An 18,370-nucleotide genomic window follows, 5' to 3' on the forward strand; every position below is an offset into this window, starting at 1 on the left:
ATGTGCCTCCTGTGCGAACGATTGTTATATTATTATGGCTGATTCTGGTATAAAAATCAATGGAGAAAGTTTATTTTCATATTGTGCACAGAAAGGAAATAAACTATAGATGGAAAAGAAATTCAGAGCTAAAATTCTGAATCTTGCTTTACCAATCGCGGCACAGCAATTTATGCTTGCAGTTGTAAGTGCATGTGATGCTTTTATGCTGGGTGGCTTAAATCAAAATTCTCTGTCAGCAGTTTCTCTGGCTTCACAGATTACTTTTGTTTTTAACCTGATTTTGACAGCACTTACAATCGGGGAGAATATGTTTGTTGCGCAATATTATGGAAAGAAAGATTTTGAAGGATTACGGACATCGGCAGGACTTGTATTAAGATATGTATTATTGGTATCTGTCTTTTTCTTGTTTGCAACATTATTTGTCCCCAGGAATCTTATGCAGTTGTTTACGAATGATACCACATTGATTGATTATGGTATAAGATATCTGAAGCTGATAGGATTTTCCTATGTGTTTTCTGGAATTCTGCAGGTTTTACAGGGAATACTAAAAAATTGTGGCTATGTGGGAAAATGTACTATGGTTAGCGCAATAGTGGTTTGTTCTAATATCATACTGAATGCCATTTTTATTTATGGGTACCTTGGAACTCCAAGGATGGAGATTGCAGGTGCAGCACTGGCGACTGTTATCGCAAATGGGATTGGGCTGGTTATTACGATCTGTATTCTCTATCCGAAAAAGGAACTTTGGATCGGAATAGTAGATATAGGAAATAAGAAAGTTAGCATGACAAAAAAATTCTGGAAACATGTTTATCCAGTGCTTCTTAATGAACTTGTCTGGGGTGGCGGTTTTACTATGTATTCTGTTATACTGGGGCATCTTGGATCGGATGCAGTAGCTGCCAACTCCATTGCAAATATAACGAAAAATATGTTAATCTGTGTATGTACCGGTTTTGGATATGGCGGGAGCATTATTCTTGGAAATCTGCTTGGTGAAGGGAACTTATCAGAAGCAAGAAAAAGTGGAAATCTTTTATGTAAAATTGCGGTAGTTTCGGGTTGTTTGACAGGTGGCATGATTCTTCTTTTGACTCCTGTGATCCTACACTTTGCAAGTCTGACGGATACCGCAAACGGGTATCTAAAATATATGTTGTTTATGAGCAGTTATTATGTAATTGGAAAATCTATCAATTCTATGACTATAGGTGGTATTTTTCCAGCAGGAGGCGATACGGAATTCGGTTTAAAATGTGATGCGGTTACGATGTGGTGTTTTGCAGTTCCGCTTGGCTTCATAGCTGCATTTGTACTCAAATTGCCGGTTTTACTTGTTTATTTTGTATTAAATCTTGATGAACTGGTAAAGCTTCCATCTGTATATAAGCATTACAGGAAATATAATTGGCTAAAAAATCTAACGGAAAAAGGAGAATGAAAAATGGACATGAAAAAAAGAAGAGATATGCAGGTTGCATATATTTCAGACCAGGCGGTTATGGAGGAACAGACAAAATGCAGAAAAATCCTTCAAAAGCTCAACTTTGTGGATCGTTCTGATTTTGATGAAATTGGGAAAATTGTGAAAGAGCTTCTGGGCAAATCAGAGAATGCATGGATCAATCCACCCTTTTACTGTGATTATGGTTCCCATATTGAGGTTGGGAAAAATTTCTTTGCAAACTATAACTGTACGATCATAGATGTGGCAAAGGTCAAAATCGGTGATAACTGCCAGATGGCTCCAAATGTAGCAATTTATACGGCAGGACACCCAATCTATCCGGATACACGTAATTCCGCTTTTGAATATGGAAAAGAAGTTACCATCGGGGATAATGTATGGATTGGTGGAAATACAGTAGTGTGTCCGGGCGTACATATTGGCGATAACGTAGTAATCGGTGCAGGAAGTGTGGTTACAAAAGATATTCCGGACTGGTCCATTGCTGCGGGAAATCCATGCCGCGTTATCAGGAAAATAACAGAAAAGGATAAAAGAAAATTATTTCATAAGGAAGAAATTGATGATGAGGCGTGGGAGATGATATGTGCACAGGAAGAAAAATTGCGTGACTAAGATAATAATCAGCTGCTTTTCTGACACAGCAGGCTGAGTGAGTAGGAGGAAATGATTTATGCATGCAGAATTATCCTGGCTGGAAAATCCGGAGGTCTTTCGCGTGAACCGTCTGGATGCCCATTCTGATCACCATTTTTATGAACGGGAAGAAGACATGAAGGCGGAGCGGGAAACACTTTACCAGTCCCTTAACGGTATCTGGAAGTTTTGCTGGAGTGAAAGACCGGCAGACCGCCCGGTGGATTTTTACCGGGAAGACGCAGATCTTGCTGGATTTGGGGAAATCAGTGTTCCTGGACATATAGAACTATCAGGATACGATAAGATCCATTATATTAATACAATGTATCCGTGGGAAGGCCATATTTTTTTACGTCCGCCACATATTGACTGGGAGCACGACCCTGTTGGAAGTTATGTTAAGGAGTTTGATCTGACTTCGGGACTGGCAGGTAAAAGAATCTGTATTTCCTTTCAGGGCGTAGAAGAGGCTATGTACCTCTGGCTGAACGGACAGTTTGTGGGATATGCGGAAGACAGTTTTACTCCGTCAGAGTTTGACCTGACACCCTTTATAAAAGAAAAAGGAAACCGTCTCTGTGTGGAGGTTTATAAAAGGAGCAGTGCCGCATGGATCGAGGATCAGGATTTTTTCCGTTTTTCCGGAATTTTCCGTGATGTTTATCTTTATGGAAAACCACTGGCACATGTGGAAGACCTGTGGGCGAAAACAGGGCTCGCCGATGATTATCGTACCGGAACGATGGAGCTGGAAGTGAAAATTTCCGGAACACCGTCTCTGGTACAGTGGGAACTGCTGGATCCGGAGGAAAATCTGGTGTGCAGTGGAGCACTTACACAGACAAAGGAAATGGTTAAAAAGACAAGGGAAACGGTTCCCCCTGCAGAAGAAAGGGGCGGAGCGGGTACACTTTGGAAAACAGTGGAAATCACCATTGACAACGTTCTGAAATGGGATGTGTACCAGTCAAAGCTATACAAACTTCTGCTTCGCCTGTCTGATGAGAGTGGAAGGCTGATCGAGATCGTGCCGTACAAGGTGGGCTTCAGGCGGTTTGAAATCAAAGATAAGCTTATGCTGTTAAATGGAAAGCGGCTTATTATTAATGGTGTGAACCGCCATGAGTGGAATCCACATCGTGGGCGTTCCATCACAGAAGAAGATATGAGAAAGGATATTGAGGTCTTTAAGAAAAATAAAATCAATGCAGTGCGTACCTGTCATTATCCGAACCAGAGCCTTTGGTATAGACTTTGTGACGAGGCGGGAATCTGTGTCATGGATGAGACAAATCTGGAAAGTCACGGCTCCTGGCAGAAGACAGGGCTGTGTGAGCCATCCTGGAATGTGCCAGGTTCAGACACGGCCTGGGAAGCCTGCGTGACAGACCGTGCGGTATCCATGCTGGAACGTGACAAAAACCATCCATCTATTCTTTGGTGGTCTTGCGGAAATGAATCCTACGCAGGAACCTGTATTCAGGCTATGAGCAGATATTTCCATGAAAAGGATCCGTCCAGGAGAGTGCATTATGAAGGTGTTTTCTGGAAACATGATTTCCGTGAAATCAGCGATGTGGAAAGCCGGATGTATGCGTCTCCACAGGAGGTAAGGGAATATCTGGAAAACGATCCGGATAAGCCTTTCCTTCTCTGTGAATACATGCATGATATGGGAAATTCCATCGGTGGAATGGAAAGCTATATCCGTCTGCTGGATGAGTATCCTATGTATCAGGGCGGTTTTATCTGGGACTATATAGATCAGGCTGTTTATTATGAAGATCAGAAGGGCAGGAAGGTGCTGGGCTATGGAGGAGATTTTCTGGATCGCCCCACAGATTATGCATTTAGCGGAAATGGAATCGTGTTTGCCGACCGGACAGAGAAACCAGCCATGCAGGAGGTTCGCTACTGGTACAGTACACCAGAAGAGCGGGCTTTGCAGGATGAAAAGAATACTGCCGGATATGCCGAATCGAAAAAATGGATAAAGAAAGAGCTGGAAGAGAAAAAACAGGCTGCAAAGAAGGAGAAAAAGGGGCAGGAAAGTGCTTTCAGGGTGGTTCATGGTGATCTGATGCTCGGAATCCATGGTAACGGCTTTGATATGCTCTTCGGCTATGGAGAAGGCGGTCCGGTGTCATTGGTCTATAACGGAAAAGAATGCCTGTATCGTGCTCCGAAGCCGGCATTCTGGAGAGCCTCCACCGAGAACGACAAGGGCTGTGGCTTTCCGGTAAAGAGCGCCCAGTGGATGGCTGCGGATCTGTTTACCGCATGTACAGACTGTCAGATAACAGAGTATGCAGATGGACAGGCATATCCGTTTGCTGTAAAAGATTTTGCAGGACGGCGTCCGGCTCTGGAAAATCTGGATAAAGTAGAAATTGTATATACATTTGCTACTGCAACAGCTCCAAAGACAACGGTGGACATGGTCTATACAGTGTATATGTCTGGGCTATTGCACGTAAAAATGCGCTATCACGGAGAAAAAGGACTTCCACAGCTGCCCGAATTCGGACTTCGCCTGATCCTGCCTGAGCGGATAGAGAAATATACCTGGATGGGTCTGTCTGGGGAAACTTATCCGGATCGTATAAAAGGCGGCATTTTCGGAAGTTTCGAAGAAGAATGTGTGGTTTCCGATTACCTTGTTCCACAGGAATGCAGGAACCATATGGGCACTTGTGCAGCTTCTGTGGGAGCGCTTAAAATTCTTATGGACAAAGACTGCTTCGCGTTTTCAGCAATCCCGTACACGCCACAGGAACTGGAAAACGCACTGCACAAGGAAGAGCTTCATGCATCCTGCCGCACGGTTGTGAGTATACTGGGAAAAATGCGCGGCGTGGGTGGAATCAACAGCTGGGGAGCAGATGTAGAAGCTGCATATCATATTTCAGGAGAAGAAGATACGGAACTGGAATTTTATCTTTGCGGGAAATGAAAAGTAGAGAACTTAGAATAGATATGCTGGCTGAGTAAAAAAAAGAGTCCGATAAATATGCCCTTGTAATGTGTCATTGTCAGGCTGGCAATGACGCATTAACAAGGGCATATTATTGGGACCTTTTTAGATGTTACCTAGCCTTTCCCTGCTTGGTCAGCTGCTTATCTGCATACATTTTCAGATCTGCTTCATTTAACAGATCCAGCAGCCCGGCACCGGGATAATCTTCAGAAAAAGCGAAACCGCATGCATAGTTGATCTGGAATTCGCCTCGTAATCCATTGAATTTCAAGATCATTTCTTTGATATTCCGGACCAGCTGTTCTGCTTCTTCTTTTCCGGAAATGCCCTCTGCGACTACAATGAATTCATCTCCGCCGAAGCGTCCTACAAAATACTGGAGAGGAACCACCTTTCTCAACAGCTTGGCGAAATTCAGGATCATAATATCACCCATTTAATGCCCCAGGGTGTCATTTACCTTTTTCAGATCATTGAGATCCAGCATAAAGCAGGCGGTAGGTTTGTTGATCACATAATGGGCAGACAGCAGTTCCTCGCATTTGTTTTTGTTTGGAAGACCAGTGGCAAGATCAATGTATGCTTTTTCGGAAAGCTCATCATTGTTCATGGAAAGGTTTTGGCCTTTCGTCTGGAAATAATGTAATAAATAAAGTCAGAATCAGCGCCAGGACAACTGCAAGAACCAGAATGACAAGAAGAACCATTCCTGGAATAAATCTACCTGGACACTGCCTTTGTTGATTCCCACTCTTGCATTCTGTAAGGTGGAAAGATCAGTGGCAGTAATGTCTGTACGGTCTTCACGCACAAAGAGATAATAATATTCTCTTCCCTGCTCCTCGTTTGCAAAATCAATATACTGTGCACGTTCGTCTGTATAGGAGAGGTCTCCCATAATGTCGATGTCGCCGTTTTTGAGCATTTCAAGAAGCTGGCTGAAGGTGCCGTTTACATATTCGTATTCCCAGCCAGCATAGTAAGCGATCTGCTGCAGGTATTCATAGCCGTAGCCTGATTTCGGGGAATCACCTTCCCCTTCCTGGTAGCCGGAATAGATCAGATAGCCAGCCCGGACTTTTCTTAAGGACTGACTGGGAGGATTTGCACTGGCTGCACTGGAAGCATATATTATTACTATTGTATAATATAGAACATGTCCACGTTAACAGTTTAAAGAAATAAAGCACATTGGATACGCCGCAATGAAATTTCTACGGAATATCATTTTCAAAATCCCTTTCAGGTGCTATAATAGAAGCTATAGATAAAAATATTACAGAGCGAGGTATAAAAATGTCAGCATTAACAGTCAGCTCGGAAGATGAAAAAAGAGTAAAAGGAATGGGCTTCCTGAATAACAGAGGCACAGATCTGTTTTCCGCACGAGTTCTTACCACAAATGGAAAGGTAACCGCCGCACAGCACCGCTGTATGGCAGATGCAGCAGAGAAGTTTGGAAATGGCAATCTTTTGTACACCACCAGACTTTCCGTGGAAATCCAGGGAATCCCTTATGATAAGATCGAAGAATTTCAGAAATTTATTGCAAAGGAAGGTCTGGTGACTGGCGGAACCGGAGCGAAGGTACGTCCTGTGGTATCCTGCAAGGGAACTACCTGCCAGTATGGACTTCTGGATTCTTACGCAATCTCAGAGGAAATTTACAAACGTTTCTATGAAGGTTATAGAAACGTTGCACTTCCACACAAATTTAAAATCGCAGTAGGCGGCTGTCCCAACAACTGTGTGAAACCGAATCTGAATGATGTGGGCATTATCGGCCAGAGAATTCCGGAAGTGAATACAGAGGTATGTAAGGGCTGCAAGAAATGTGCTATCGAAGCTGCCTGTCCAAACAAAGTAGCGAAGGTTGTGGATGGAAAGATCCAGATTGATGAAGAAGCGTGCAGACATTGTGGACGCTGTGTAGGCAAATGTCCATTTCATACCATCGAAGACGGCGTTTACGGCTATAAGATCTACATAGGAGGCCGTTGGGGCAAAAAAGTATCCAAAGGAAAAGCTCTTGGCAAGATTTTTACATCCAAAGAAGAAGCCCTGGATGTGATCGAAAAAGCAATCTGCTTCTTCCGTGACAACGGCATTCAGGGAGAGCGATTCGCTGAGACCATAGAGCGGATTGGATTTGAGAATGTAGAGAAGCAGTTGCTTGGCAACAAATAAAATTCGGAGGAAACGAGAAATTATGAATACAAAAGAACAGATTCACGCATTAACCGATGAAATGCTTGAAAACCTTGGAAAATTAGTGGCAATTGATTCCCAGCGCAGCACTCCTTCAGAGGGCAAACCATTCGGGGAAGGTCCGGCAAAAGCACTGGAAGCCGGTCTTAAGATCGCAGAAGAACTTGGCTTCAAAACCGTAAATCTTGACAATTACTGTGGCTATGCGGAGATGGGAGAAGGCAAGGAAATTGTAGGCATTGCCGGACATCTGGATATTGTGCCGGTTGGCGGCGACTGGACCTATGATCCATTTAAGCTGACAAGGGAAGGTGACCATGTATACGGACGTGGAACGACAGATGACAAGGGACCTGTGATTGAGGCACTTTATGCCATGAAGCTTCTGAAGGATTCCGGCGTGAAGCTGAACAAAAGAGTCCGTCTGATCATGGGCTGCAATGAGGAGACTGGTTCCAAATGTATGGAACATTATAATAAAGTAGAAGAAGAGCTTTCCTGTGGATTTACCCCGGATGCCAATTTCCCATGTATCCATGGAGAAAAAGGATATATGTCCATGATGGCATATTCCAAAAACACCAGAATCATTTCCATGAACGGCGGCTTCGTTTCCAATGCGGTATGTGATAATTGTACCACAGTGATTCCGGCAGAGGATGGCTTTAGGGAAAAATTGGAGAAGGCTTTTTCAGAAAGCAAGCTGCAGGAGTATAAAGTGACGGAAGCAGAAAATCAGATCACCATTTATGCAAAGGGCGTACCGGCTCATGCCAGCACTCCGACTCTTGGAGTAAACGCAGCAGGTGTAACCATGGAATGCCTTGAAAAAGCAGGCTTTGAGGATGATTTTGTGAAATTCTATAACCAGCATATCGGCACGGCATGCGATGGCTCTGGAGTCGGTCTGAAAATCTCTGATGAGTTTGGCGAGCTGTCCTTCTGTAACGGAATCGTAAAAACAGAAGATGGCGTGATTTCCTGCACCATCGATATCCGTGTACCGGTAACCTTCACAAAAGATGATGTGCTGAAATTTGTAGAAGGTAATCTGGAAGATGAGAACGGAAGGATTGAAGTGGGAGAAATCGGCAATCCTCTGTTTTTCCCAAGGGAGTCCCCGCTTGTAAATGCCCTGTATAAGGCTTATGTGGACGTAACCGGAGATACAAAGAACCAGCCTATGGTAATCGGCGGTGGTACCTATGCCAAATCCCTGAAGAATATTATCGCATTTGGACCGGAGAAACTGGGAATGGACTACCACATTCACGGTGCTGACGAGTTTATCCTGGTATCCGAAATGGAAGAGGCTGTCCAGGTGTACATGGAGGCAATTAAGAATCTGCTGGCAATATAAAAGGCGTAAATGAAATGCCTCTGATCTTTGCCATTGTTTCAATCTCTATTTCAAGCAAAAACAGGATTGAAAAGTAGCTGCTTTAATGTTATAATCCATCCAGATTGTTATAGTGAACAAGAAAAATCCAATATCGGGCAAAGCAGTCCAAAGGCCGTGACGCAAAGCTATAGGACCTGTAAAATGGCAGCCAGTTGCAAGAGTTACCATTTTCAGGTGATGAAATCAAATCAGAATGCAAGGGGAATACTATAGAAATTTATGGTGTTCCTCTTTTTTATTTATGAAAAAGAAAATATAAGCCGTTGTTTATAAAAAAATAGTCCGGTTTTTGGAAAATACCCAGAAAACCTGGAAAACCGCTACATTTAAGATACATAGCAGGAGAAAGAGCGTATATGTGGGAGAAAGATATTCATTTAGGAGAATCGGAACAGGGAGACCTGTTCTTTGACGAAAAACTGTTTAAATCCGTTTTTCGTGCACTTGGAAAAGATTATGTAAATATTTGTCTGCTTGATACAACGGACAGGACTGTGAGAATCTTAAAGGGCAGAAATGAAAATAGGAAGGGCAGGAAACTATCAGACGGAGTCTGCTGTCACTACGAAAATGTATGTCAAAATGCCGTTTTGAGCAATGTATTGCCGAAAGACCGGGACCGGATATCACGGAAAATCAAGTTTGAAAGAGTAATGGAAATCCTTTCTTATAAACCAGAGTACAGTTTCACCTACGAAAATATGATATTTCCTGGAAAGAGGCTTTGTACAGTGTTACATGCGCTTATGCAGTACAGCATATCTCATATTGTGCATATCTGATCTTATTCAGACCGAAGCCGGGAACACCTGTTTACGCACCGGCATACATCATAAGTGCAGTAGTTTTTACGTTGCTGCTGTATTGGCTTATTGGAAGAAAATTGCCGGAAAAAGGGCATTATAATGTAGATTTGCGTTTTTCTCTGCTCTCCTTTTTTATAATCATTATGCTTGTATTAGGGCTTAGTATTGTGGCGGACAATATGTTTAATACGGAAAAATCTCAGCTTTACTACATATGTAAATTATATGATCTGATCTGCTGTCTGTTTGTATTATGGGAACAGGTAGATTATAAAAACAAGCTGGGTAAACAGAGAGAACAGGATATGGAAAAGCAGATCCGCCTGAAACAAAAGGAATTATTCCGTTTGAGACAGGATGATGTGGAGCGGATTAATCTGATCTGTCATGATCTGAAAAAACAGCTGGAACCATTGAAGCTTTTTGCGGATGAGGAACAGCAGAAAGCATATTATGAACAGGTATGTAAAACCATTCAGTCTTATGATTCCCAGGTGGAAACTGGAAGTAAAGTTCTGGACACCCTACTGTCCCAGAAAAGACTGGTATGTATGAAAAATAACATTGAATTAACCTGTGTGGAAGATGGAAAGAAAATGGATTTTATCCCTGCTGTGGATCTATATACCATTCTTGGAAATGTGATCGATAATGCCATTGAAAGTGTACTTCTGGTTTCGGATGAAGAGAAAAAAGTGATTTCGGTATCAATCTGGACAAAGGGAAATCTGCTCCTGATTCAGATTCAGAATTACATGGAAAACGATGAAATAAACTTTTCGGAAGGACTTCCGGAGACAACAAAAAATGCCCATGATGGCCATGGATATGGTCTGAAAAGCGTAAAGAAATGTGTGGAAAAATATAATGGCAGTATGGATATTACAGTGGAAAACCGTATGTTTAGCCTTACCATCATTATACCTGCTGCTCAAAATGCAAATTACGAAGTCTGATATGCCTGTTACGAAATTTTAGAATATCCTTCTTGGGAATGTGCTAAACTCCCAATCATGATGAACGCGCGGTCATGAAGAAAAAACAATAAAATCTTTTGTCCCTGACATGGTTTTATTGTGGAAAATAGGAGGAAACATATGAAAATCAAGAAGGAAATCACCCGTGGTCTGGGTGCTGTTTCAGCTTGTCTGCTTACAGTTGTGTCCATAGGAACTCCTGTGGCAGAGGCCTATGAGGGCAGACTGAATACCGTGCTTGGCATTGAAACCACAAAGACGGTTTCAGATGAAGGCTCAGATGTAGATACAAACTATTATAAAAGTGATTATGGAACGGATATCTATGATGCCAACAAGCTTCAGCAGCTGGAGGATGATTCAGCTGCCCAGGCTATTGCAGAGCAGGAAGAAGGTTCCGTTCTTCTGAAAAATGATAACAATGCACTTCCGCTTGCAGCGGGCAGCAGCATTACTCTTTTTGGACAGAATTCTATAGAAAGCACGACTAAAACAAATGATGGGGGCGGCTTCGGTGGTTCCAAGGAGATTACTGGTCCGTTTTACAGCTATCATTCCACTGGAAACTCAACCCAGGAACTGGTTACCTATCTTGACGCAATGGAATCTGTTTACGATGTAAACCAGACTATGGTAAAGGCTTATCAGGAAAGTGGATATGCACGTGTGAAAGATGCCAGTGACCCGCAGATCGGAGAAGCACCTGCGGACTTTTATACAGATGATCTCAAGAACAGCTGGCAGGATCAGTACAATGATGCAGCAGTAGTTATGCTCACCAGACAGGCAAGTGAGGATTGTGACCTGGTTCTTGAAGATTCTGAGGGAATCAGCCAGCTGGCGCTCCATCAGGATGAGAAAGATCTTTTAAATATGCTGAAGGAACAGAAAGAGCAGGGGGTATTTAAAAAGATCATTCTTCTTGTAAACTCCAACTGGGCTATGGAGCTTGGTGATCTTGATGATTATGATGTAGATGCATGCCTGTGGATTGGTTCTCCTGGTATTGTGGGATTTACAGGTGTTGTAAATCTGCTTCAGGGAGAGGCAAACCCATCCGGAAAACTGGTGGATACCTATGCGAAAAATTCTCTGTCTGCTCCGGCAATTACTTATGCACAGATGAAAAATACACCAGAGTGGGCAAACCTGGATGAGGTTCTGGAGTATTGCTCTGACAGTGACCAGTATGTTTCCAATTATCTGATCTATGCAGAGGATATTTATGTAGGATATAAGTATTACGAAACCCGTTATGAAGATACCATACTTGGAAACGGAAATGCAGACAGTACAGTTGGTTCTTCCACTGGAAAAGCATGGGATTATAACGATGAAATCGCTTATCCATTTGGTTATGGACTTTCCTATACAACCTTTTCCCAGACACTTGACAGTGTAGAGTATGACGAAGAAAGTGATACCTACAATGTAAAAGTAACTGTGACAAATACTGGCGATACAGCTGGAAAATCTGTTGCAGAGATTTATGCACAGACACCATATGGGGACTATGAAAAAGAGAACAACGTAGAGAAATCAGCAGTTCAGGTTGTAGGCTTTGATAAGACAGATGTTCTGGAGCCAGGTGCTTCCCAGACACTGGAAATTCCGGTAGAAAGATATCTGCTTGCAAGCTATGATTACACCAACGCAAAAGGATATATTTTAAGTGAAGGCGATTACTATTTCGCAATTGGTGATGACGCCCACGATGCCCTGAATAATATTCTTGCGGCCAAAGGTGCAGAGGGAATGACAGATGTACTTGGCGAAAAAGTTTCCGGAGATGCGGACAAAGCATATTCCTGGAATAATGCAAAGCTGGATACAGAGTCTTATAAAATGTCCCGTTATTCTGATATGGAAGTCACAAAACAGTTTGATGACGCCAACTTAAACAACCTTGGAACAGATACTGTGACATATCTTTCCAGAAATGACTGGGAAGGAACTTATCCGGCAGAACAGGTTGCGGTAACTGCAACTGAGGATATGATGAATACCTTAAACGGTGATCTTTATACAGAGCCGGAAGATGCTCCGTCTGTAGATGATTTTACCCAGGGAAAAGATGCAGGGCTGAACTTCGTTGCAATGAAGGATGTTGATTATGACGATGAAGATACCTGGAATACCTTCCTGGATCAGCTTACCGTAGAGGAAATGGCTTCTATTCTTCCAGACCAGAATGGGTCCGTTTCAATTGAAAGTATTGCAATGCCATCTACCTACCGTGGAGATGATATGGATTGCCTGGAGCAGGTAACCTTCAAGCTTACCGGAAAATCTGGTATTGTATGGCCGTCTACAGTTGTTATGACCTGTACCTGGAATAAGGATGACGTGGCAAAACGAAGCAGCCTGACTGCAAACGAAGCATACTTTATGGGGGCAACTGAAATCTGGTCTGGCGGCCCGAACTGCCATCGTACACAGTTTAACGGACGTGCATCTGCTTACTATTCAGAAGATGGAAACATGGGATATCTGGTAGGAACTGTTGTAGCAGAAAACGTCCAGAAATATGGAATTATCCTTGGTTACAAACACATGGTTGTAAATGACCAGGAAGCACACCGTGAGAGTGCGGCAACGTTTACCAATGAGCAGGCTCTTCGTGAGCAGTATCTGCGTGCTTTTGAGGGGGCCTATACAAAAGGCGGCGCAATGGGATGTATGACAGCATTCAACAGAATTGGCACTACCTATTGTGGAAGCTCAGCTACACTTCTTACAACTGTTATGAGAGGAGAATGGGCATATAAAGGACATGTTACATCTGATGCAGTTGTAAATATGGATTACAAGAAACATTACACTTCTAATATTACAGCAGGACTTGATTATTGGTGCTGGGATATGGCAGGTTTCGGAGCTTCTGACGATTCTTCAGTAGTACTGAGCAAGGATATGGTTACAGAAGCGATTGAAAATGGCGATGGCTATATGCTCCAGACACTGCGTAATGCAACAAAACACAATGTTTATGCACAGGTTCATTCGATCCTGATCAATGGACTTGATGAAACTTCTCATGTAGTACACATTATTCCATGGTGGAAAACAGCTCTGAAGGCAGCACTGATCGGATTTGGAACACTTACTGTACTGTTTATCGTACTCTATTATCTGGAAGTACTTGTGTGGAGTAAAAAGAGAGGAGAAAATGCATAATGAATATCAAGGATAAGATATTAGGAAAAAGAATCAGCGGTATTTTTAATGCAGTCAATATTCTGCTCTGCCTGTTCTGCATTATTTATTACAGCATCAATGCAAACAGTGTAAAGGAGTTTAACAGTGCAGTGGATCTTTATCTTGTACTGTCAATCGTATGCTGCGGAATCTATGTATTTGCAGATCATGTGTTTGCTGATATTCTCAATCTGCTGGCAGTTGTGTTTATTACACTTTCCATTGGAAAAATGATCGTGGGAAGTATCAATACATTTGCAGATGCGCTTAACGGAATTTCCATGTTCGGTTCATCTGGTGTGATTGGTTATATTATCGTAACAGCAGTTGTCATGGTGATTATGCTGGTACTGGAAATTGTATCCTGCTTTATGAGCAGAGATAAAAAAGTTGGGATCAAGGTAGTGGCAGCTGGAAAGTAACACCTGTACTGTACAAAATAATGTAAACAAGATATTGTAAATAAAATATAAGGCGGAAGACGATTCCAATACAGCTACATTTTATGGAGAAAGTGTAACGGAAATGGAAAGGTCTTCCGCCTTTTGGGCAGGAAATATTTTATTTATTTATATTTGGAACCAGGCTGTGCCTGCAAATATACTGAAATACAACATAGAAGATGATTCCCTTCGAAACACTGGAAAGTGTCAGTGCCCACCAGATTCCATTAAGACCAAGTGCGGTGCCTGAAAGAATCAGTGCCAGTGGAATTCGCATAACAGTTAAGGTAATACTGATCACACTACAAAGCTGCGTCCGTCCAAGCCCGGAGAGAGCACCTACTGTCATCATTTCCACGCTGAGAAGAATTTCGGAAAATCCGATGATTCGCAGATAATCAATGGAAAGACGGACAACTTCCTCTTCATGGAAGAAAAGCACGGAAATCGGTCTTGGGAAAAAGACAAAGGCAATGGTGATCAGGGTGGTCCAACATACAAGAAGTTTTAGGGAAATATTGTATCCCTTTTTGATACGGTCTGTTTTTCCTGCGCCGTAATTCTGCCCCATGAAAGCATTTAAGGCAGAGCCGAAACCGTCCGCTGTGTTCCAGGAAAGGGACTCAATCTGTCCACCCACACGCTGTACTGCAATTGCTCCGGCACCAAATCCGGAAACCATTCTGGTGAGTACCATGGAAATGATGCAATAAATGCTTCCCTGCAGTGCAGTTGGAATTCCAATGCGAAATACCTGTTTTACATAAATGAAATCCGGTTTTGAAAGTAACCGGATTTTTCTGAGCACGTTGGATTCTCCGTGATCGTGGATGATACCGGTAACGAGAACCAAAAGAACGATGATCTGTGCCGTAACGGTGGCAACTGCGGCGCCTACAACTTCCAGCCGCGGGAAAGGTCCTACGCCCAGAACCAGAAGCGGGTCAAGGATCATATTCAGCACCAGGCCGAAAAAGTTTGCCTTCAGTGGTGTCTTGGAATCCCCCTGAGCGGTAAAAAGGCCTGTCAATACCTGGGAAAGGAAGGAAAAAAGGATCAGTCCGCAGGTGATGCGCATGTAAATTCTGGCGCTGTCATAGGTCTCCGGGTCAGTGAGCGTAAAAAACTGCAGTAAAGGATTGGTAAAGACCAGGCTGATCACAGTAACCAAAAGGGCAAAAAATATAGTCAGCTGCAGGGCTACCTGTGCAAATCCTGCGGCTGATTTACGGTCACCTTTACCAAGTGACTGAGCCATGTTTACCTGTCCTCCCATTCTTGCCAGGGAGGAAAATCCCTGGGAAAGCCACACATACATGCCTCCTACGCCTACACCGGCCACTGCCTTGGAACCAAGCATTCCAATCCACGCCATGTCTGTGATATTGTAAGCTGTGGACAAAAATGAGGAAGCCATGATTGGCAGTGCCAACTCAGCCAAAGTCCGTAAAATAGGACCGGAGGTGAGATTTAACTGTTTGTTTTTCATAATATTTTGGTTATCCTTTTTTGAGTAGTAAAGTATGATTATTATAGCATAGAAAAGAAGATAATGTGAAAAAAATATGAAATTATGTTCTTTATCTTGACTTATAAGAAAATGAATGTTATATTACAAATAGAACATAGAAATAAAAGCTGTTCCACGGTACTGTTTAATGGTGGACAGTACCATTCCCCGGAAGTGATTCCGGGGAATTTGTGTAGGTGGGAAAGTAAATGTAGTGATTTAGTAAGCAGTATATTTTGTAACTGTTTGGGGGTATACTGATGAAATGCGAATTATTTTTGAAGGTGGTTCTGAATAGTTATGAAATCTTGTAATTTGAGGAGTCAGAGGTGACCAGTATGGGAGCAAAGAGAGATTATTATGAAGTGCTGGGAATCAGCCGCAGCGCGGATAAAGATACAATAAAGAAAGCGTATCGTAAGATGGCAAAGAAATACCATCCGGATTCTAATGCAGGCAATCCGGATGCAGAAGAGAAGTTTAAGGAAGTCACAGAAGCCTATAATGTGTTAAGTGACCCTGAGAAAAAGAAACTATACGACCAGTTTGGTCATGCTGCCTTTGAAGAAGGCGCAGGCGGTGCTGGATATGGAGCAGGCGGATTTAATGGAAGTGGATTTGGTGGTTCAGGCTTTAATGGCTCTGGTTTTGGCGGTTTCGGAGGATTTGGAAATGGTCAGAGTGGTGCTTACAGAAGCCCGGATGGCAGCTACCAGGAATTCCATTTTGCAGGCGGAGACATGGACGATATTCTGAAGAACCTGTTCGGCGGAGGCTTCGGCGGTACTGGTGGTTCCGGAAATAGTTCGGGCAGAGCCGGCTCAGCACATGGATTCAAAGGACATGGATTCAGTAGCTATGGATTTGGAAAGAGCGATTCTTTTGGAGGCGGTTTTAGCGGAAATGCCGGTTTCGGAGAGGATTTTGGCACCAGTGGATTTGGTGGAAACGGATACGGAAATGGCTTTGGTGGCAATCATCAGCAGAAAGGCCAGGATCTGAACGCTGAGATTTCCATCACCTTCAATGAGGCCGCATTTGGCTGTGACAAGCTAATCAATCTTTCTGGTGCAGATGGCAATGGCAAACAGACGTTGAAAGTTCACATTCCAGCCGGAATTGATAATGGTAAGACTGTTCGTCTGAGAGGCAAGGGAAATCCTGGCTATGGTGGAGCCCCGGCAGGAGACCTTCTGCTGAAGGTTCAGGTTGGAGAACGCCCTGGCTTTGAGAGAAAGGGCACTGATGTTTATACTACTGTGAACGTGCCGTTTATTACAGCTGCACTTGGGGGTGAAGCGAGAGTCCAGACCTTGAACGGACAGGTAATGTGCCGCATTCCGGAAGGCACCCAGTCAGGCAGTAAGATCCGTCTGAAAGGAAAAGGAATCCAGCAGATGGGAAAAGCCGGTGTCTATGGAGACCTGTATGTGACCGTACAGGTTCAGGTACCGCGGAACTTAAGCGAGGAATCCAAGCGGAAACTCCGTGAGTTTGATACCAGCACCAGGATGTCAGGTGCAAGAGGCAGCAGAACTGCATAAAACTGCATGAATTTCACCGGTACATCATGAGTGATGCTGATGAACAAAAAAGTGTTTAATGAAAAAAAATCGAAAAAGAGATTCCCTCATAGATGAGATAAATAAAACCCTGGATAGCAGAATGAATCTGTTACTCCAGGGTTATTTTTTGTAGGATAGTCCATTAAATAAAATGTTAAATTGCTACTGGTTGCTTTTGAAACTAAATCGTTATACACTGTTAGATAAAAAAGGAAGTAATTGTTTAGAGCCTACCTTTAAAATATTTTGGGGTTCGATGATATGACTATAAGCAGTTATAAAAAAGTAAGATGGATAACTCTTTACTGACTGCGAGAGATATTAGCTATAAATATATGGTATTAGAAAGAGGAAAAAAGAAAATGAACGAAATTTTACAAAGCCTATACGATCGAAAATCAATGCGTGTGTATGAGGAAAAAACAATTCCACAGAACATGAAAAAAGCAATTCTGGAAGCTGCATTCCAGGCGCCTACGGCAGGATGCCAGCAATTATATACGATTTTGGATATTACCGACGAGAAGCTAAAAACAGCATTGTCAGAAAGCTGTGATCATCAGCCATTTATCGCAAAAGCACCTATGGTTCTGGTATTTTGTGCCGATTGTAAGAAATGGTATGATACCTATATGGAGGCTGGATGCAAGCCAAGAAAACCAGGAGTAGGAGACCTTATGCTTGCTGTGACTGATGCCGTGATTGCAGCCCAGAATGCAGTTGTAGCTGCTCAGAGTTTGGGAATCGGTTCCTGCTATATTGGAGATATTATGGAAAATTACGAAGAGCAAAGAAAGCTTTTAAATCTTCCGGAATATGTATTCCCGGCTGCAATGCTGGTATTTGGATGGCCAACGCAGCAGCAGAAAAAACGTCCCAAGCCCAAGAGAGCAGATGCAAAACATATTGTACATGAGAATACCTACCGCAGCATGGATGGAACAGAACTGCGGGAAATGTTTGCTTACCAGTGTGGCAAAAATACCTTCGAGGATTGGACAAAAGCGTTCTGTGAACGGAAATATAATTCTGATTTTTCCAGAGAGATGACACGTTCAGTGGGCAGGTATCTGACGCAGTATGAAACGGAATAGTCGGGATACTGTTCACAGGCAATATTCCGCAAGGCATGTTGGGGAAACTGTTCGAAGAAAATAGTGTGAAA

The 18,370-nt window shown here is 42.9% G+C and carries 13 protein-coding genes, 1 pseudogene and 1 riboswitch; of the genes and pseudogenes, 11 read left to right on the forward strand and 3 right to left on the reverse strand.

What is annotated here, in order from left to right; all coding sequences use genetic code 11:
* The first annotated feature begins 109 nt into the window (after nt 1-109).
* From ACTQWB_RS01010 to ACTQWB_RS01020, 3 genes are read left to right on the forward strand one after another with little or no spacing between them, the layout of a single operon-like run.
* Nucleotides 110-1,453: an MATE family efflux transporter gene (locus tag ACTQWB_RS01010; protein WP_441499940.1), complete on the forward strand. Its 1,344-nt coding sequence runs from the start codon at nt 110-112 to the stop codon at nt 1,451-1,453.
* Between the two features lie 3 nt (nt 1,454-1,456).
* On the forward strand, nt 1,457-2,095 hold the full coding sequence (locus ACTQWB_RS01015) for a sugar O-acetyltransferase (RefSeq protein ID WP_441499941.1): 639 nt from the start codon (nt 1,457-1,459) through the stop codon (nt 2,093-2,095).
* 58 nt (nt 2,096-2,153) lie between these two features.
* Entirely contained in the window at nt 2,154-5,072 is a 2,919-nt protein-coding gene (locus ACTQWB_RS01020; protein ID WP_441499942.1) for a glycoside hydrolase family 2 TIM barrel-domain containing protein, read from the forward strand.
* A 133-nt stretch (nt 5,073-5,205) separates the two neighbouring features.
* Here the strand turns inward: ACTQWB_RS01020 and ACTQWB_RS01025 are convergent.
* Both ACTQWB_RS01025 and ACTQWB_RS01030 read right to left on the reverse strand, forming a co-directional pair.
* Nucleotides 5,206-5,706: pseudogene (locus ACTQWB_RS01025) on the reverse strand (GGDEF domain-containing protein).
* 51 nt (nt 5,707-5,757) lie between these two features.
* Nucleotides 5,758-6,237, reverse strand: a complete 480-nt coding sequence (locus ACTQWB_RS01030) for a substrate-binding periplasmic protein (protein WP_441500103.1) — start codon at nt 6,235-6,237, stop codon at nt 5,758-5,760.
* 155 nt (nt 6,238-6,392) lie between these two features.
* On the opposite strand from ACTQWB_RS01030, the gene ACTQWB_RS01035 reads away from it, so the two are divergent.
* From ACTQWB_RS01035 to ACTQWB_RS01060, 6 genes are all read left to right on the forward strand, one after another.
* Nucleotides 6,393-7,283: a 4Fe-4S dicluster domain-containing protein gene (locus ACTQWB_RS01035; RefSeq protein WP_441499943.1), complete on the forward strand. Its 891-nt coding sequence runs from the start codon at nt 6,393-6,395 to the stop codon at nt 7,281-7,283.
* Nucleotides 7,284-7,305: 22 nt separating this feature from the next.
* On the forward strand, nt 7,306-8,664 hold the full coding sequence (locus tag ACTQWB_RS01040; protein ID WP_441499944.1) for a M20 family metallopeptidase: 1,359 nt from the start codon (nt 7,306-7,308) through the stop codon (nt 8,662-8,664).
* Nucleotides 8,665-8,790: 126 nt separating this feature from the next.
* A riboswitch (cyclic di-GMP riboswitch) is annotated at nt 8,791-8,866 on the forward strand.
* 196 nt (nt 8,867-9,062) lie between these two features.
* Entirely contained in the window at nt 9,063-9,488 is a 426-nt protein-coding gene (locus ACTQWB_RS01045) for a hypothetical protein (RefSeq protein WP_441499945.1), read from the forward strand.
* Nucleotides 9,431-10,468 carry an ATP-binding protein gene (locus tag ACTQWB_RS01050; RefSeq protein WP_441499946.1) on the forward strand — a complete coding sequence of 346 codons (1,038 nt, stop codon included), beginning with the start codon at nt 9,431-9,433 and terminating at the stop codon, nt 10,466-10,468. The genes ACTQWB_RS01045 and ACTQWB_RS01050 overlap by 58 nt, the downstream gene beginning before the upstream one ends.
* 141 nt (nt 10,469-10,609) lie before the next feature.
* Nucleotides 10,610-13,666 (forward strand): glycoside hydrolase family 3 C-terminal domain-containing protein, encoded by a 3,057-nt coding sequence (locus ACTQWB_RS01055; protein ID WP_441499947.1) that lies wholly within the window; start codon nt 10,610-10,612, stop codon nt 13,664-13,666.
* Nucleotides 13,666-14,109, forward strand: coding sequence for a hypothetical protein (locus ACTQWB_RS01060; RefSeq protein ID WP_441499948.1), 444 nt, complete (start codon nt 13,666-13,668; stop codon nt 14,107-14,109). Before ACTQWB_RS01055 ends, ACTQWB_RS01060 begins: the two co-directional genes overlap by 1 nt.
* 139 nt (nt 14,110-14,248) lie before the next feature.
* On the opposite strand, the gene ACTQWB_RS01065 is transcribed toward ACTQWB_RS01060, so the two are convergent.
* Nucleotides 14,249-15,619: an MATE family efflux transporter gene (locus tag ACTQWB_RS01065; RefSeq protein ID WP_441499949.1), complete on the reverse strand. Its 1,371-nt coding sequence runs from the start codon at nt 15,617-15,619 to the stop codon at nt 14,249-14,251.
* Between the two features lie 359 nt (nt 15,620-15,978).
* Here ACTQWB_RS01065 and ACTQWB_RS01070 point away from each other — a divergent pair, with 359 nt between their 5' ends.
* Nucleotides 15,979-17,184, forward strand: a complete 1,206-nt coding sequence (locus ACTQWB_RS01070; RefSeq protein ID WP_441499950.1) for a DnaJ C-terminal domain-containing protein — start codon at nt 15,979-15,981, stop codon at nt 17,182-17,184.
* Between the two features lie 383 nt (nt 17,185-17,567).
* A complete protein-coding gene (locus ACTQWB_RS01075; protein WP_441499951.1) occupies nt 17,568-18,299 on the forward strand; it encodes a nitroreductase family protein in 732 nt (243 codons plus the stop codon).
* The last annotated feature ends 71 nt before the right edge of the window (nt 18,300-18,370 follow it).

Origin of the sequence: Blautia sp. HCP3S3_H10_2, from assembly GCF_052122375.1 — a bacterium.
Classification (GTDB): domain Bacteria; phylum Bacillota; class Clostridia; order Lachnospirales; family Lachnospiraceae; genus Blautia_A.

Excerpts from the sequence above, each read along its gene's own strand:
- ACTQWB_RS01010 (WP_441499940.1), top strand. The coding sequence starts at position 110 with ATGGAAAAGAAATTCAGAGCTAAAATTCTGAATCTTGCTTTACCAATC.
- ACTQWB_RS01015 (WP_441499941.1), top strand. The coding sequence starts at position 1,457 with ATGGACATGAAAAAAAGAAGAGATATGCAGGTTGCATATATTTCAGAC.
- ACTQWB_RS01020 (WP_441499942.1), top strand. The coding sequence starts at position 2,154 with ATGCATGCAGAATTATCCTGGCTGGAAAATCCGGAGGTCTTTCGCGTG.
- ACTQWB_RS01035 (WP_441499943.1), top strand. The coding sequence starts at position 6,393 with ATGTCAGCATTAACAGTCAGCTCGGAAGATGAAAAAAGAGTAAAAGGA.
- ACTQWB_RS01040 (WP_441499944.1), top strand. The coding sequence starts at position 7,306 with ATGAATACAAAAGAACAGATTCACGCATTAACCGATGAAATGCTTGAA.
- ACTQWB_RS01045 (WP_441499945.1), top strand. The coding sequence starts at position 9,063 with ATGTGGGAGAAAGATATTCATTTAGGAGAATCGGAACAGGGAGACCTG.
- ACTQWB_RS01055 (WP_441499947.1), top strand. The coding sequence starts at position 10,610 with ATGAAAATCAAGAAGGAAATCACCCGTGGTCTGGGTGCTGTTTCAGCT.
- ACTQWB_RS01060 (WP_441499948.1), top strand. The coding sequence starts at position 13,666 with ATGAATATCAAGGATAAGATATTAGGAAAAAGAATCAGCGGTATTTTT.
- ACTQWB_RS01065 (WP_441499949.1), bottom strand. The coding sequence starts at position 15,619 with ATGAAAAACAAACAGTTAAATCTCACCTCCGGTCCTATTTTACGGACT.
- ACTQWB_RS01070 (WP_441499950.1), top strand. The coding sequence starts at position 15,979 with ATGGGAGCAAAGAGAGATTATTATGAAGTGCTGGGAATCAGCCGCAGC.
- ACTQWB_RS01075 (WP_441499951.1), top strand. The coding sequence starts at position 17,568 with ATGAACGAAATTTTACAAAGCCTATACGATCGAAAATCAATGCGTGTG.